General features: G+C 70.0%; 10 protein-coding genes and 1 pseudogene. 9 read left to right on the top strand and 2 right to left on the bottom strand.

What is annotated here, in order from left to right; all coding sequences use genetic code 11:
* Positions 1–85: 85 nt before the first annotated feature.
* A complete protein-coding gene (locus ACZ7HT_RS33280; protein ID WP_471172859.1) occupies positions 86–1708 on the bottom strand; it encodes a hypothetical protein in 1623 nt (540 codons plus the stop codon).
* A 377-nt stretch (positions 1709–2085) separates the two neighbouring features.
* Here ACZ7HT_RS33280 and ACZ7HT_RS33275 point away from each other — a divergent pair, with 377 nt between their 5' ends.
* The 9 genes from ACZ7HT_RS33275 to ACZ7HT_RS33235 all read left to right on the top strand — a co-directional run bounded on the left by ACZ7HT_RS33275 (position 2086) and on the right by ACZ7HT_RS33235 (position 13444).
* A complete protein-coding gene (locus tag ACZ7HT_RS33275; RefSeq protein ID WP_471173013.1) occupies positions 2086–3303 on the top strand; it encodes a glycosyltransferase in 1218 nt (405 codons plus the stop codon).
* 148 nt (positions 3304–3451) lie between these two features.
* On the top strand, positions 3452–5233 hold the full coding sequence (locus ACZ7HT_RS33270; RefSeq protein ID WP_471172857.1) for a hypothetical protein: 1782 nt from the start codon (positions 3452–3454) through the stop codon (positions 5231–5233).
* Positions 5234–5285: 52 nt separating this feature from the next.
* Positions 5286–6977 carry an AMP-binding protein gene (locus tag ACZ7HT_RS33265; RefSeq protein ID WP_471172854.1) on the top strand — a complete coding sequence of 564 codons (1692 nt, stop codon included), beginning with the start codon at positions 5286–5288 and terminating at the stop codon, positions 6975–6977.
* Positions 6974–7609: a GNAT family N-acetyltransferase gene (locus ACZ7HT_RS33260; protein ID WP_471172851.1), complete on the top strand. Its 636-nt coding sequence runs from the start codon at positions 6974–6976 to the stop codon at positions 7607–7609. Before ACZ7HT_RS33265 ends, ACZ7HT_RS33260 begins: the two co-directional genes overlap by 4 nt.
* 53 nt (positions 7610–7662) lie before the next feature.
* Entirely contained in the window at positions 7663–8355 is a 693-nt protein-coding gene (locus ACZ7HT_RS33255; RefSeq protein ID WP_471172849.1) for an alpha/beta hydrolase, read from the top strand.
* A gap of 83 nt (positions 8356–8438) precedes the next feature.
* Positions 8439–9401: a cupin-like domain-containing protein gene (locus tag ACZ7HT_RS33250; protein ID WP_471172847.1), complete on the top strand. Its 963-nt coding sequence runs from the start codon at positions 8439–8441 to the stop codon at positions 9399–9401.
* A 14-nt stretch (positions 9402–9415) separates the two neighbouring features.
* Positions 9416–10645 carry an ATP-grasp domain-containing protein gene (locus ACZ7HT_RS33245; RefSeq protein ID WP_471172844.1) on the top strand — a complete coding sequence of 410 codons (1230 nt, stop codon included), beginning with the start codon at positions 9416–9418 and terminating at the stop codon, positions 10643–10645.
* Positions 10646–10758: 113 nt separating this feature from the next.
* Positions 10759–11985 carry an ATP-grasp domain-containing protein gene (locus ACZ7HT_RS33240; RefSeq protein WP_471172843.1) on the top strand — a complete coding sequence of 409 codons (1227 nt, stop codon included), beginning with the start codon at positions 10759–10761 and terminating at the stop codon, positions 11983–11985.
* Between the two features lie 271 nt (positions 11986–12256).
* Positions 12257–13444 (top strand): low temperature requirement protein A, encoded by a 1188-nt coding sequence (locus tag ACZ7HT_RS33235; RefSeq protein ID WP_471172840.1) that lies wholly within the window; start codon positions 12257–12259, stop codon positions 13442–13444.
* On the opposite strand, the pseudogene ACZ7HT_RS33230 reads toward ACZ7HT_RS33235, so the two are convergent.
* Positions 13441–13540, bottom strand: a pseudogene (locus ACZ7HT_RS33230) (IS481 family transposase); the annotation flags it as partial. The gene ACZ7HT_RS33235 and the pseudogene ACZ7HT_RS33230 sit on opposite strands and share 4 nt — an antisense overlap.

Raw genomic sequence — 13540 nt, 5'->3', positions numbered from 1 at the left:
CGCGTCACGAGGCGGGCCCCGAACGCCGACTACGAGCTGACCCCGACACGAACGGGAACCCCGCACAGAGCATGTCGGCGTCGCGCTAGAGCACCGCGGTCTCGGGGCGTACGCTCCTGAGGATCTTGTCCGTGAACCGGACGCTGCGCATCGTCGGTGTTGCCGGCGCCGCGACCGCTGCTGTCGTCCCGGGCTTGAAGATCAGGTCGTAGACCCGCTGCATGACGGCCACGTCGTATCCGTGCTGGCCCTGCCCACCGTGGTCGTGGTCGTGGTCGTGTCCGTCGGCATGGCCACCCGGACCATGTCCAGCGACCGTCGGGCCCACCCACGGTGTCTCGACGCTGACCCATGCTCCCTTGGCGAACCAGGAGACGGTTCCGACGGTCGTGCGTGTGACCTGCCCTGGATGCGCGGCGGCGTGCGCCGCGTACCAATCCTCGATGCGGTCGTCGACCCAGCCGTGCAGGCGCCAGAAGACGGGGTGTACGTGCGAGGAGAACGTGTCGTTGAGATCGTCGTAGTAGAAGGGCTTGCCGTTACGCGTGGCTTTGATCCACTTGTCGGACGTGTCGGTGGGCGGCCGGCCGCCGGGCAGCGGCACGAGAGGATTTGCGGGATCTGTCTGACGCGAGCACCACCGGATGTGCATCAGATTGTGGATCAACCATTCGATCTTCGCGCCGAGCTGGTCGAGGGACAGCGTCGCAAGGTATTCCGGATCCTTGAACTTCCGCTCGAGGAACGTCATCCGCGATTGCCAGTACTCATCGCTCTTGATGACCGCCAGCCCCTTGAAAGCGGCATCGCCTTGTCCCTGATCCCAGGCCTGGGGCACGGAGAACCCGTCGAGGTTCCGTGACTTCCGGTTCGGGGAGGGGATGGAGGTCCATGCCTCGATCACGGGCAGGCCCTGTCCGCTCAGCAGCTCACGGACCTCTTGGATCATCTGGCGGTGCATGTAGAGAAAATCCTCACCGGCGCCGTTGTCCGGTTCGCGGAGATCCACGGTTCCGCGTGTGGGGCGTTGATTCGGGTGCGGCGGGGCCCAACCGAGGTTGGTGATCTCCACCTTGTCGTCGTCTGAGATGTCGCCATCGCTCGGAGTGGACCAATTGTCCCGCAGTCCGTGCCAGATCGCGTGGTGCAGGCGATGGGACCGTGATCCCAGCATTTCGAGCAGCTCAGGGGGAAGCCCGATCACATCGCGAGCCTCGACGAACGAGGGGCGCACCATGACGAACGAGGCGACACTGCCGGCCCCGGCCGCGCGATCCGCCGTCTGGTTCGGCGCGAGGTCGTCGTGCGGCGCGGTGCGTACGACCGAACCGACGATCGCGTCGATCTGCCGGCGGCCGTCCGGCCACATGGCGGTGAAGTACCCGTCGTACTCGTACAGCCAGCCGTCGCTCGGTGTCTCGGGCAGGCCATGGGCGTTCCACTTGATCCAGGTGACTCCGCCGCGATCCTCGATCTTGCCGTTCAGGTGCATGTCGAGCGGACTTTCATCGGTGCCCATCTCGAACAGTCCGGTGAGTGCGCCCGTGACCGTCGGGTGAAACGTCATCACCCCCTGGGCGAAGAGGTAGCGGGACCACTTGGCGACGGCGTCCTCCACGATGTGCTCGGGGTCGAGGCCGGGGAGGAGGTCGGACCGATTGATGAAGCTCCGGTAGGTCCAACTGCCGGCGAGCAGGTCGTACATCACGGTGACCGCCCCATCTCGTTCTCGTTGGGATCGTTTGAAAAGCCGATTGACGGCACCTCGATGCGGGATCCACGGAACGATGTTCTTGCGTGGTGGCAACTGCCTGCGACATGGATCCGGCCGCATGTTTCCGATATTAGTGTCCGTTATGCGTACGGCATCCGCACCTGGGCAACCTTGGCCTTTGATTCCATACAACCGGCGAGAGTGCCAGCATGCAGCGTCATCTGCGCGGTGGGATGCTGGAGGTACAGAACCTGAGCAATGCCCTTGCGGCAGGAGCCCAGTTGGTTCGATTTCTGATCGCCCCGTGCGGGCGGGTTTTCCGGTGGTGTCGGCTCCGGGTGGGGCACACTGGCGGCGTGCGCATCGTGATGATGACGGCGGGTTCGCGGGGTGACGTCGCGCCGTACACGGGTCTGGGTGCCGGTCTCGTACGGGCCGGGCATGAGGTGACGTTGGCCGCGCACGGGGTGTTCGAGCCGCTGGTGGCGGGGTCGGGGGTGCGGTTCCATCCGCTTCCGGTGGACCCCCGCGCCGCACTGCACTCCGCGCAGGGTCGGCGGCTGCATCAGGCGCGGACCGGTGCGGGCAAGCTCGTACGGCTGGCGTCGATGGCCCGGGGATTGGTCGACGAGATGACGGCGTCCCTGGTGGAGGTGGCGAAGGAGGGTGAGGTCCTGCTGGTCGGCGGGGCGCTGGGGCCGATGGGGTACGCCATCGCCGAGGGCCTGTCGGTGCCGGCCATCGGGCTGCACCTCCAGCCGCTGCACCCGACGGGGGAGTTCTTCGCCCCCGTCCTGGGGACACGGTCCCTGGGCACGGTGGGGAACCGGCTGAGCGGACGGGCCGTCATGACGTCGGTGGAGCTGATGTTCTCCGGCGCCGTACGGTCACTGCGGCGGCACGGGCTCGTGACGGCGGGCCGGTACCGGGGGCTGCGGGGGTGGCCCGTGCTGCACGGCTACAGTGAGCTCGTCGTCCCCCGGCCCCGGGACTGGCCGGCCGGGCTTGAGGTGTCGGGGTACTGGTGGCCGCACGAGACCGGACGGCTGTCCCGGGAGCTGGAGGACTTCCTCGCCGCGGGGCCCCGGCCGGTCTTCGTCGGCCTGGGCAGCGCCACCGTTCCCGAACCTGAGCGGGTGAGCCGCGAGATCGTCACCGCTCTGCGCGCGGCGAAGGTACGCGGGATCGTTCAGCGGGGCTGGGCGGGTCTGGACGCTCGGGGCGACGACATCCTGACCGTCGACGAGGTGCCGCATTCCCTTCTGTTTCCGCGGACGGCCGCCGTCGTCCACCACGCGGGAGCGGGCACGACCGGCGCCGTCCTGCGGGCCGGGGTTCCCAACGTTCCGGTGCCGGTCCAGTTCGACGCGGCGTTCTGGGCGTCCCGGCTGACTGCGCTGGGCACCGCGCCCGGGGTGATGCCACTGCCCCGTCTCAGCTCCGGGACCCTGACCGAGGCTCTGCGCCGGGCGACGGCGGACGACTCCCACCGCGCGTGTGCTCGCGCGCTTGCCGACCGCCTGGCCGTGGAGGACGGGGTCGCGCCGGTGCTCGCCGCGCTCGCCCGGCTGGCGCGCTGTTCAGGCTGAAACGGCCTCCTCTTCCGGTGATGAACGGCTGGAATGTGTGTGTACGTCGAAGGCGGCACGCCGTCACGATGGCTGATGTTCCGTCAGGCTGGACAGCACGTTCCATCACATTGGTTGACGCGATTCATTGCCGAACGACGGGGATTTCATGCTTTCGTCTGAGTCGGGCACTGCCGTCTTATGTGCACAGGAAGCGTCGGGCTGGTTACTGCGTGAACTCACCAGCAGGGGGCGGATTTCCTTTCGTCTCGCTAGCCAGAGACTGACGGCCTGGGAAGGGCTGCTCGTCCAACATGTCCTCGGCCGCTCGGACTTCGAGGTCGTGACGGACCCGTCTGCGGGTGGGGACCTCGTCGCGGTGACCCGTTCGGCGCTCTTCAGCGTGTCGTTCTGGAAGCCGGGTGAGCTGCCGAAATCGTCTGCCGAACCGCTCGCCTGGTTACGGGTGCCGCCGGAAGTGCTGGAGCTGGCCGAGGAGGAGGCGCGGTCCGTCGAGGCGCGTGAGGCCGCCGAACTCCACGAGGTCGACACGATTCTCCGGGAATGGGAAGCCAAGGGGGAGATCGGCAGCCGCCTGGACCGGCTCGCGGATTGGGTCGAGCGGGTCGAGACGGTTTACATCTTCGTGGGCCGCGACGTCTTCTCGAAGTCCGATGCAGGCAGCAATACCCTGACACGAGAGGGTCGCCTCTCAGATTTGCGGATTCGCCCGGTGGACAGCTGGAGCGCGGCGGACCGGTTGTTCGTGGTCCTCGCACACTGCCTGTTCAGCAGCGGCCGCTCTGTCCGGTTCGAGGAATTCAACGGACGGCAGCTCTCGGCGACCCGGCTGCGGCAGTACTTCCTTGACCGGTACGCGAATTACTCCGCCGCTGTCGGGCGTCCCTCCCGTGACCTCCACGGCATCGGGCTGCTGGACCTGGCGGAGGAGGTCCGGGCTCTCCAGGAAGAGGTCGACCGGCACTCGCCCCTGATGCGCTACCGGCGCATCAACGGCCTGACCTTCGTCAAGAACGAGTACCTGGCAGACTTTCCGAAGCCCCGCGACCCTCACGGCCTGCCCGAGTTGGTCGCCCGCCACGGCCGCCGACAGCTCGGCGTCGAACCGACGGGCCGGGCGCGGGACGACCTGCGCGCCCTGGCCACCGCCGCCGTCCTCCTCGACGCCCGGACCGGCGAGGACGCCGAGGTGCCCGCGGGCGCCGGGCACTGGGCCGGACACGGCGCCGTCGGTGAACTCCTCGCGGCCATCGTGCTCTCCGCCGTCTGCTCCACCGACTCCGACTACGGCATGAGCAGCGCGGTCCGCGATCTGACGCGGCTGCGCGGCGCGCGTCCGGGTGGTGCCGACGGTGTGCTGGAACTGGGGAAGAGGGACTTCGTCTGCTGCTGTCTGCCTCACCCCACGCGGATGGCCGACGTCGGTGACGACACCTCGTCCGTCCTCTGGCGGTCGGCCCAGCGCATGATGTACAACCGCTGGCACTTCGCTCCCGGGGAATTCGACCGCGAGGACATTCCCGAGACGCGGCACTACTTCTTTCCGCCCCAGATCCCCGACATCGCCGAACACGCCGAGCACCACCACGGCGGCCACGCCGCCTCGCGGGTGCGTTTCACCATCCGGGCGCCGGGCGCCCAGGTGTGGCACCCGCCTTTCACCGTCTACGGTCACGGCTTCCGCGGCTGCTACGACATCCGGCTCGTGCGCATGGAAGGCCCGGCGTACACCCTTCGGGAGCTGCGCGAAGCCGTGCGCCACTGCTCCCTCGTCGACGAGTTGTGGCGCACCCTCGCGGACGGCGTCCAGCACGGCGGCCTGCCCGTACGCCCGCTGCGCGGCTTCGACCGCGACTGGTACGCGTCACGGGGCTGGGAGCGTCTTGACGCGTACCTGCTTGCGGCCGGCGCGCTCTCCGTTCCCGGCTGAACGCCGCCGTCGGCCCGATGGCACGGCCCCCTTCGAGGAGGACACCCCGTAGATGAGCGAGCAGCTTCCAGGTCCGGCCCAGAGCCCGCCCCCACCCGTCGACGTCATCGGTACCATCGCCCGCGGCAGCTGCCAGGACACCCGCCATCGCCTCTACTACCGCGACGGCGACGAGGTCCGTTCACTGAGCTTGGCCGCGTTCGACGCCGCGGCCCTGCGAGTGGCGGCCCGGCTTCACGCGCTGGGGGTCCGCGCCCGTGACCGCGTCGGCGTCATGGCGCCGAACCGGATCGAGTGGCTGCTGCTCGATCTGGCCGTGCTCAAGCTGGGCGCGGTGACCGCGGGCATCGAGCCGGACCGGTACGAGCCGTCCGCCGTGCTCGCCGAGTTCGGTCTCACCCTGCTCTTCACCGCCGACGCCGGCGACGCGCGCCTCGGGGACGCCGGACCGGATTCCGGTCCGGTGCGAGACATCGCGCAGGTCCGCGAGTGGGCCTTCGGCTCCACCGGAGGGCCCACCGACCCCTCCGGCATCCCGCCCCACCCCGGGCATGATCCCGCCGACATCTGCGCGATCAAGCAGACCTCCGGGAGCACCGGCCCTCCCAAGGGCATCGAGGTCACCGTCGCCAGCATCAACCGGTCGCTGGCCGCCGTCCAGGAGATGTTCGATCACCGCGACGGCGACAACCTGCTCGTCTTCCTGCCCGTCAGGTTCCTGCAGCAGCGCTACTGGTTCTACTCCGCCCTCGTCCACGGCCACGACGTCACCCTGGCCGACCGGGTCACCGCCGAGACGACGGCGCGGGCGGTCTCTCCCACCGTCGTCATGGGCGTGCCCGGCTTCTACGAGCAGCTGAAGGCCCGGCTCGAGGCCGACGGGGTCCCCGCCGATCCCGGAGACCGGGAGGCGGCGATCCAGCAGGCGCTCGGCGGCCGCGTCCGCTACCTGTGGACCGGTTCCGCTCCCGCAGGCCGGCAGGTGCTGCGGTTCTTCAACGATGCCGGCGTTCCCCTCTACGAGGGCTACGGGCTGAACGAGACGTGCATCGTCTCCAAGAACCATCCCGGGGCGTTCCGGCTGGGCAGCGTCGGACGGGTCCTGCCGCACAAGCGGATCCGCTTCGACGAGGACGGCGTCCTCATCGTCGGCAGCAGCGCCCCCGTCAACACCCGGTACACCTGGTGCGCACCCGGTACGAGCGAGAAGGTGTTCCTGCCCACCGGTGAGGTCAGGACCTACGACGTCGGCCACGTCGACGAGGACGGCTTCCTCTACATCGACGGCCGTGTCGACGACATCGTCACGCTGAGCGGGGCGCTCAACGTCCTGGTCCCGCTCGTGGAGGAACGCGTCCGGGAACTTCCCGGGGTGCACGACTGCGCCGTGTTCGGCGACGGCCGGCCCTACCTCACCGTGGTGATCTCTCCTGCCGCCTCGCCCGGCGGGGTGGACCGGGCCGGCGGGGCGCGGACGTACCGGGAGGAGCTCGCCCGCGGTCTGGCCAAGCTGAACGAGGAGTTCCGCTACGAGCAGCGCGTCTACGCGGCCGTCGTCGCGGAGCAGCCCTTCTCCATCGACAACGGTCTCCTGAACGCCCAGTACAAGCTGGTGCGAGGACGGATCGGCGCACGCTACGCCCAGGCCCTGGAGCGGGTCTACGACGAGCACCGCGTCTACAACGACGGCACGATCGGCGGCGCGCCGGTGCTGGTGAGGGAAGCGGAGGGACAGGAACAGTGAGCTGGGACGGGCTGGCCGATCTCGAACTGGGCAATGACCGGGTGGCGCTGCGGCGTGTCCGCGTCACCGACATCGAGGCGTTCTCGCAGATCGTGTACGAGCCGGAGATCTGGAGCTACTTCGTCCAGCGGATCGAAACGGCGGACGATCTCCATGCGTTCCTCGAGACAGCGATCAGGGACACGCTGACCGGTACCCGCATCGTGTTCGCCGTCATCGACAGGTCCAGCGGCCGGATCGTCGGCAGCACCGCTTACGGCAATCTCGCTCCCGCCGAACGCCGGCTGGAGATCGGATGGTCCTGGCTGTACGCGGGGGCTCGCCGGACCGGTGTCAACCGAGCCGTCAAGCTCGCCCTCCTCGACCACGCGTTCGACGAGCTGGGCTGTGAACGGGTCGAGTTCAAGACCGACGTCCTCAACACCGGAGCACGCGCGGGGCTGGCCGGCATCGGGGCGCACGAGGAAGGCGTCTTGCGCAGCTTCAACGTCATGCCGGGCGGGCGCCGCCGGGACGTCGTCTACTACAGCATCCTGCGCGACGCCTGGCCCACCGTACGCAAGGAGCGGTTCGAGGCCACGGGAGCCGGTCTGGCCGCCGGAACCGTCGGCGCGACCGACACCGACGGCTGAGTCCGACAGTCGAGCCCGACGAGTGGTCCGACGCGGAGGAAAGGGAGTGGGCCGTGGGGGAGGAGTTCTTCTTCGAATCCGCTGGAGAACGGCTGGCGGCGACGAGGACCACGGGGACCGGCGGGGCGGATCCGGAGATCCTGACCCTGCACGGTCTGGGCACGACCGCGACCCGGCACCGGGCGCGGTACCTGCTCGACGCTTGGGCGGCCCACGGACACGGCTCGCTCACCTTCGACTTCTCCGGCAACGGCGACAGCAGCGGCGATCTCAGCCGCTCCACCCTGCGCCGCCGCCGTGCCGAGACACTGGCCGCGGCCGCCTGGCTCCGCAAGGACAGGCCGCCCGTGGTCGTCGGCACCAGCCTGGGCGCCCATCTCGCCGCGTGGACCGTGCGGGAGCTGCGCCCGCGCGCCCTGGTGCTGTTCTGCCCGGCGGCCTACCCCGCACACGCCATCGATCTGCCCTTCGACGGCAGCCTGGTGCGCCCCGCCAACCACTCCGACTCCCCTGCGTACGCCGCCCTGCGGGAATTCGACGGCGACCTGCTGATCTTCGGCGCCCGCCAGGACCAGGTGTGCGCGCCCGAGGTCATCGAGGGGTACCTCGACAACGCCCGCCGTGCGCGGTCCGCGGAGGTCGTGTGGTTCGAGCGCTGCGACCACTTCGTCCACCGCTGGCTGCCCGACCGGGTGCCGGAGCGGGAGCAGACCGTCCGGGTCGTGCTGCGCCTGCTCGCCGCCTGACGCCCCTGTCCTGTCCGAGTCGCCCGAGTCCTCGCCCCAACTGTGCTTCCCGCCCCGCTCCCGTATCCAGGAGACGCATCGCCATGGCCGTGCAGAACGAGCGGAACCTGCTCAAACGACGTGACATCGACGCCCTCAAGACGGTCGAGGCCGCCTTCCACTCCGGCCCTCTCGCGGATCTCCTCGCATCCGCCCCGGAACTGGAACGCCGCAGCGATCTGACCCGGGAGGAGTTCGAGCGGGAGTACCGCTTCAAGGGCCGTCCGGTCGTGCTGGAGGGGTACGCCGCCGACTGGCCCTCTGTGCGCGAATGGACCTTCCGGAACCTCGCCGAGCGCTGCGCGGACGTCCCGGTCGTCGTCGACAGCTACAGCAGCGCCGCGGCGCGTACGACCACCTTCGGAGCGTTCGTCGACCTCCTGGAGGAGAACGCCGGCAGCGGCGCGGCCCCCCTCTACCTGCAGGAGTGGTACTACCAGACCACCGCTCCCCACCTCGCGGCGGACATGCCCGAACTGGACATCGCCCAGTACGACTTCCGGCGGGACCTGTACGGCGAGGCAGCGTCGACCAACCACCAGCTGTGGATCGGACAGCAGGGCGGCATCACACGCCTGCACCAGGACGCGTACTCCGTCGACGTCATGCACGCGCAGGTCGTCGGCGAGAAGCTCTGGCACATCATGGGGCCCGGCGCCGAGCTCCTGCCCGGCCCCGGAGGCGAGCCGGGCCTGGACGCGCTGTGCACCGCCCCCGACACCCGGCTGATGCGTTTCGTCCTGCGCCCCGGCGATGTGCTGTACCTGCCCGCCCTGTGGTTCCACCGCATCGAGCTCCTCAGCGACTCCATCGGACTCGGCCGCAAGTGCCTGGACGAAGCCAACCTCCGTGCCCACGTCCGCCAGCGCATCGGTGAACTCCTCGCGCTCGCCCTCAATCCGGACGAGCTGCGCGTCACCCACTCGGAGCTGTTCGACGTCGTCGTCGCCAGGGCGAGGGCACTGGCCGACCGGATGGACATCGACCTGTCCCGCCTGCGTCAGTGAGGTACAAAGAGCCCATGAGGCAGCAGCACATCTTGCTGGTCGGCGGCCGGGGGCACGAGATTCCCAAGGCGGTGGCGCTGGGCCTGCGCCACTCGATGGTCCAGAGCCCCGAGCGGGCGAGCGGGGAACAGGAGGCGGCCGCCGCGCGGTACGCCGTACTCGACTACCGAGACCTCGACTCGCTCCTACCCGTGGTGCGGGACTGGCACCGGGCGGACCCCTTCGACGCCGTGCTCTCCTTCACCGAGTACGGCCTGGAGCCCGCGTCCCGGGTCGCGATCGATCTCGGCGTTCCCGGGGACAACCTGGCCGCCGTCCTCGCCACCCGGGACAAGACCAGAACCCGCGCCCTGCTCGACCGGCACGGGCTGAGCCCGGTGCGCCACCGGGTGTGCGCCACCGAAGCGGACGCGGCCGACTTCCTGGCCGAGCTCGACGGACAGCCCCTCGTCCTCAAGCCTCCCTCGGGCGGTCTCAGCGAAGGCGTCTACGTCGTCGAGTCCGGCCGCCAGCTCGCGGAGCGATGGGCCTGGACCTCGGCCGTGGCCGGCCCGGAACCGGTGCTCGCCGAGGAGTTCCTGTCCGGGCCCGAGTTCAGCGTCGAGTCGGTCTCCCGGCACGGCGCCCACGAAGTCGTCATGGTCACCGAGAAGCTGACCACCGGCTTCCCGGGCTTCGTGGAACTCGGCCACCAGGTGCCCGCCCGCCTCGACGCCGGAGACCTGGAGGCGATCGAGAAGCTCATCCTGGAGTTCCTCGAACTCATCGGCCAGCAGACCGGTCCGGTCCACAGCGAACTGCGCCTCACCCCGCACGGCCCCCGCCTGATCGAAGCCCAGACCCGCGTCGGCGGCGACCAGATCTGGGAGATGTGCGAAACCGTCAGCGGAGCCGACCAGATCACCGAGACCATGTGCGCCCTGCTCGGCCTTCCCGACCCGCCGCGCGTCCCCCGCGCCCCCGCGGCCGCCATCCGCTTCTTCTCCCAGGAGAACGTCCGCGTCCGGCACGTGGACGGCCTCACCGAAGCCCGGACCGCACCGGGCGTGATCCGGGCGGTGTGCACGCTGCGCCCCGGCCAGGACCTCGGCCCGCTCCTCTCCTCCGACTCCCGGCAGGGATACGTGCTCTGCGCCGGTGACAGCACGAAGGACGCCATGGCCAAGGCCGAGGCGGCGCGGGACCTCGTCCGGGTCGACTCGGTGCCGCTCCCCGAAGGTCCCGGCGCGACTCGACGGACCTAGGTGGTGTCTTGCACCCCGGGGGAATCCGGACCGGCGCCCGGAGGGATGCGGATACCCGCCATGACGCCGTGCACCGGGCCCGGCGCCGCTCCGCACCACGTCCTGGAGGGACCATGCGCGTTCTCGTCATCGGCACCAACAGGGTGTGCCACGACCGGCTTCGCGACCAGGGGCACGAGATGGTGCTCTTCGTTCCCCGCGGCCGGGCCCGGCGCGAGGACGCCGTCGGCCCGTACTCCCGTGTGGTGATCCTCGACGACGAGGCCGGGACCGACCTGTGGGCCGAGACGGCCGAGGTCCTGCACCGCCGGTACCCCTTCGACGCCGTGGCCGCCTACAACGAGCACACCTATCCCATCGTGCGGGCCGTCAGCGAGCGGCTCGGCATCCCCACCACGGTCGATGCCGAGCTGTTCGACCGGGTCCTGGACAAGGCACGGATGAGGCGGATCCTCGACGAACACGCGATCCCCAGCTGCCGCTTCGTCTTCGCACGAGGCCGCCGGGCCGTCCTCGAAGCCGTCGAGGAGGTCGGCCTGCCCTGCATGGTCAAGCCCGTGGACACCGAAGGGAGCCTCGGGGTGTCCCGGATCGACACCGCGCAGGACATCGAGGCGGCACTGCGCCGGGTCGGCCCGTACCACATCGAAAGGGGGGTGGTGGTCGAGGAGTTCCTCGACGGCGACGAGTTCAGCGTCGAGGCGCTGTCCACGGGCGGCCGCCATCGCATCGTCGCGGTCACCCGCAAGTTCACCGACCCGGTGACCTTCGTCTCGCGGGGCCACGTGATCCCCGCCCCCCTCACCACCGACGAGCACGCCGCCGTGACGGCGTACGTCACCCGCGTCCTCGACGCGTTCGGCTTCCACGACTGCCCCTCGCACACCGAGGTCATGCTCACCGAGCACGGCCCGCGGATCATCGAGATGCACAACCGGATCGGCGGTGACGCGATCATGGACCTCGTCCACCTCTCCACGGGGGTGGACATGTACGACCTGGTCGCACGGCAGAGCATCGGCGAGGACGTCAGCCTGCTGCTGCCCGACGAGATCGTCCACGAGCGCAGCGCCGCCGCCTGGTACGCGGCACCCTCCGGCCCCCCGACACTCACCCTGCTGGAAGTCCAGGGCGTCGACCAGGTCCGCGGCCTCCCGCATGTCCGCGCCGTCACGCTCCTGAGGGAACCGGGCAGCCCCCAGCCCACCGTCCGGCACAACTTCGACCGCTCCGGCCGGGTCCTCGCCGTCGGCGACTCACCTCGGGAAGCACTCCACCATGCCCGCCGCGCGACCGGCATGCTGCGCTTCGTCTACGGCTGGACCTCCACGGACACCTGAACCGACGAGAGCAGATGCCCGGCACGTCTGTCGAGCCCTCCGGCGTGCGGTACGGAAGCGCAGGACGATGTCCGATTGCCGCCAGCGGGAACCGCCGCTGCTGATCATGCTGGCGGACGGCATGGGCGACGAGCTCGGTCGCGACGCCCCCGGAAAGCCTCTTTCCGCGTCCGGCCGTCGTTCGGTGAGCATGCCTCGCCGACGAGTGACCCGGTTCGTGATGTGATGCGGTCAGACCGAGCCGCGGTCGAATCCCCACTCGGATGGCCCGATGAGCACTCCGCACACCCCCGCGCCGTCGTCCTCGCCCACGTCGGTACCGGAGCCGGAGCCCCGACACGCCGGATGGCTGGAACTCTTCTTCGATCTGGTCTTCGTGGCCGTTGTCGCCCAGCTCTCGCACGGTCTCCACGGCGACCCCGGGTGGCGGGAGTTCGGCGTGTTCCTCGGGCTCTACTTCCCGCCCTGGTGGATGTGGGCGAACCTCACGGTCTCCGCCAACTTCTTCCAGGACGACAGTGCCCGCCGTCGCCTCGTCATGCTGACCGCGATGCTGTGCCTCGCGGTGATGGCCGCCGCGGTGCCCGAGGCGGACGGGGACCGGGCCCCTGCCTACGCCCTCGGCTACGCCGGCACCCGCCTCGTCCTGCTCGCCCTGTGGTGGCCCGCCACCCGCTTCCCCGCGCCCCGCACGGTGCCCCGCTGGCGGCCGCTGACCTACTGTCTGCTCTCCGGGCTGCTCTGGGCCGGTTCGGCGGCGGTTCCGTCTCCCTGGCGCTACGGGGTGTGGGCCGTGCTGCTCCTGGCGGAGATGGTCCTGTTGCTGACCGCGCGGGGGCGAGGCATCCCGGGGCGGGTCCATACCGGCCACCTCGTCGAACGGGTCGGCCTCTTCGTGATCATCGTCCTCGGGGAGTCGGTGCTGGCCCTGATCACCGCCACGGACCACACCTGGACCGCCCGGGCCGGGATCGTGGCCGTGCTCGGATTCGTCCTGCTGGCCGCGCTGTGGTGGTCCTACTTCGACTTCGCCGCGACCGCGGCGGAGCGCGTCATCGGCACCGCCGGCACCCGTGAGGCCTTCTTCCTCGCCCGTGACGTGGGCGGCTTCCTGCACTTCTTCGTCACCGCCGCCGTCATCTCCATGGCCGCCGGACTCGCCACGGCCGTGGAGGAGTCCAGCCATGACCATCTGGCGAGGGGCGCGGTGTGGGCCCTCGCCGGCGGGTTGGCGGTCTATCACGGAGCGCACGCCCTGATCGCGCTGCGGTTCGGCCGGCCGCTGCGCGAGGTGGCGGTCTGGGCCCTGCCCGGGATCGCGGTCCCTCTCCTGGTGGTCCTCGGCGCGGACGTGCTCGCGCCGTGGCTCGTGGTACTGATCCTCGCCGCCGAGGCCATCGCCCACCTGCTGTACGCGAAGGCCGCCCTGTCCCGCCGTGCGCCCGCCGGTACTGCCTAGCTGTATTGACCCGCAGGGTTGTTGACGCGGCTGATGGGCGGGTGTCCGTCGAGTGCGGTGTGGCAGCGGTGGTGGTTGTAGGTGTGGAGGAAGTCT

Source organism: Streptomyces sp. NPDC037410 (assembly GCF_055602235.1).
Note: the sequence above shows the minus strand (reverse complement) of the source record. Positions and strands in the feature narration are given on the sequence as shown.

Bases quoted from the DNA above. Each gene is read 5' to 3' on its own strand.
- ACZ7HT_RS33275 (WP_471173013.1), top strand. From the start codon at position 2,086: ATGACGGCGGGTTCGCGGGGTGACGTCGCGCCGTACACGGGTCTGGGT.
- ACZ7HT_RS33270 (WP_471172857.1), top strand. From the start codon at position 3,452: ATGCTTTCGTCTGAGTCGGGCACTGCCGTCTTATGTGCACAGGAAGCG.
- ACZ7HT_RS33265 (WP_471172854.1), top strand. From the start codon at position 5,286: ATGAGCGAGCAGCTTCCAGGTCCGGCCCAGAGCCCGCCCCCACCCGTC.
- ACZ7HT_RS33250 (WP_471172847.1), top strand. From the start codon at position 8,439: ATGGCCGTGCAGAACGAGCGGAACCTGCTCAAACGACGTGACATCGAC.
- ACZ7HT_RS33245 (WP_471172844.1), top strand. From the start codon at position 9,416: ATGAGGCAGCAGCACATCTTGCTGGTCGGCGGCCGGGGGCACGAGATT.
- ACZ7HT_RS33240 (WP_471172843.1), top strand. From the start codon at position 10,759: ATGCGCGTTCTCGTCATCGGCACCAACAGGGTGTGCCACGACCGGCTT.
- ACZ7HT_RS33235 (WP_471172840.1), top strand. From the start codon at position 12,257: ATGAGCACTCCGCACACCCCCGCGCCGTCGTCCTCGCCCACGTCGGTA.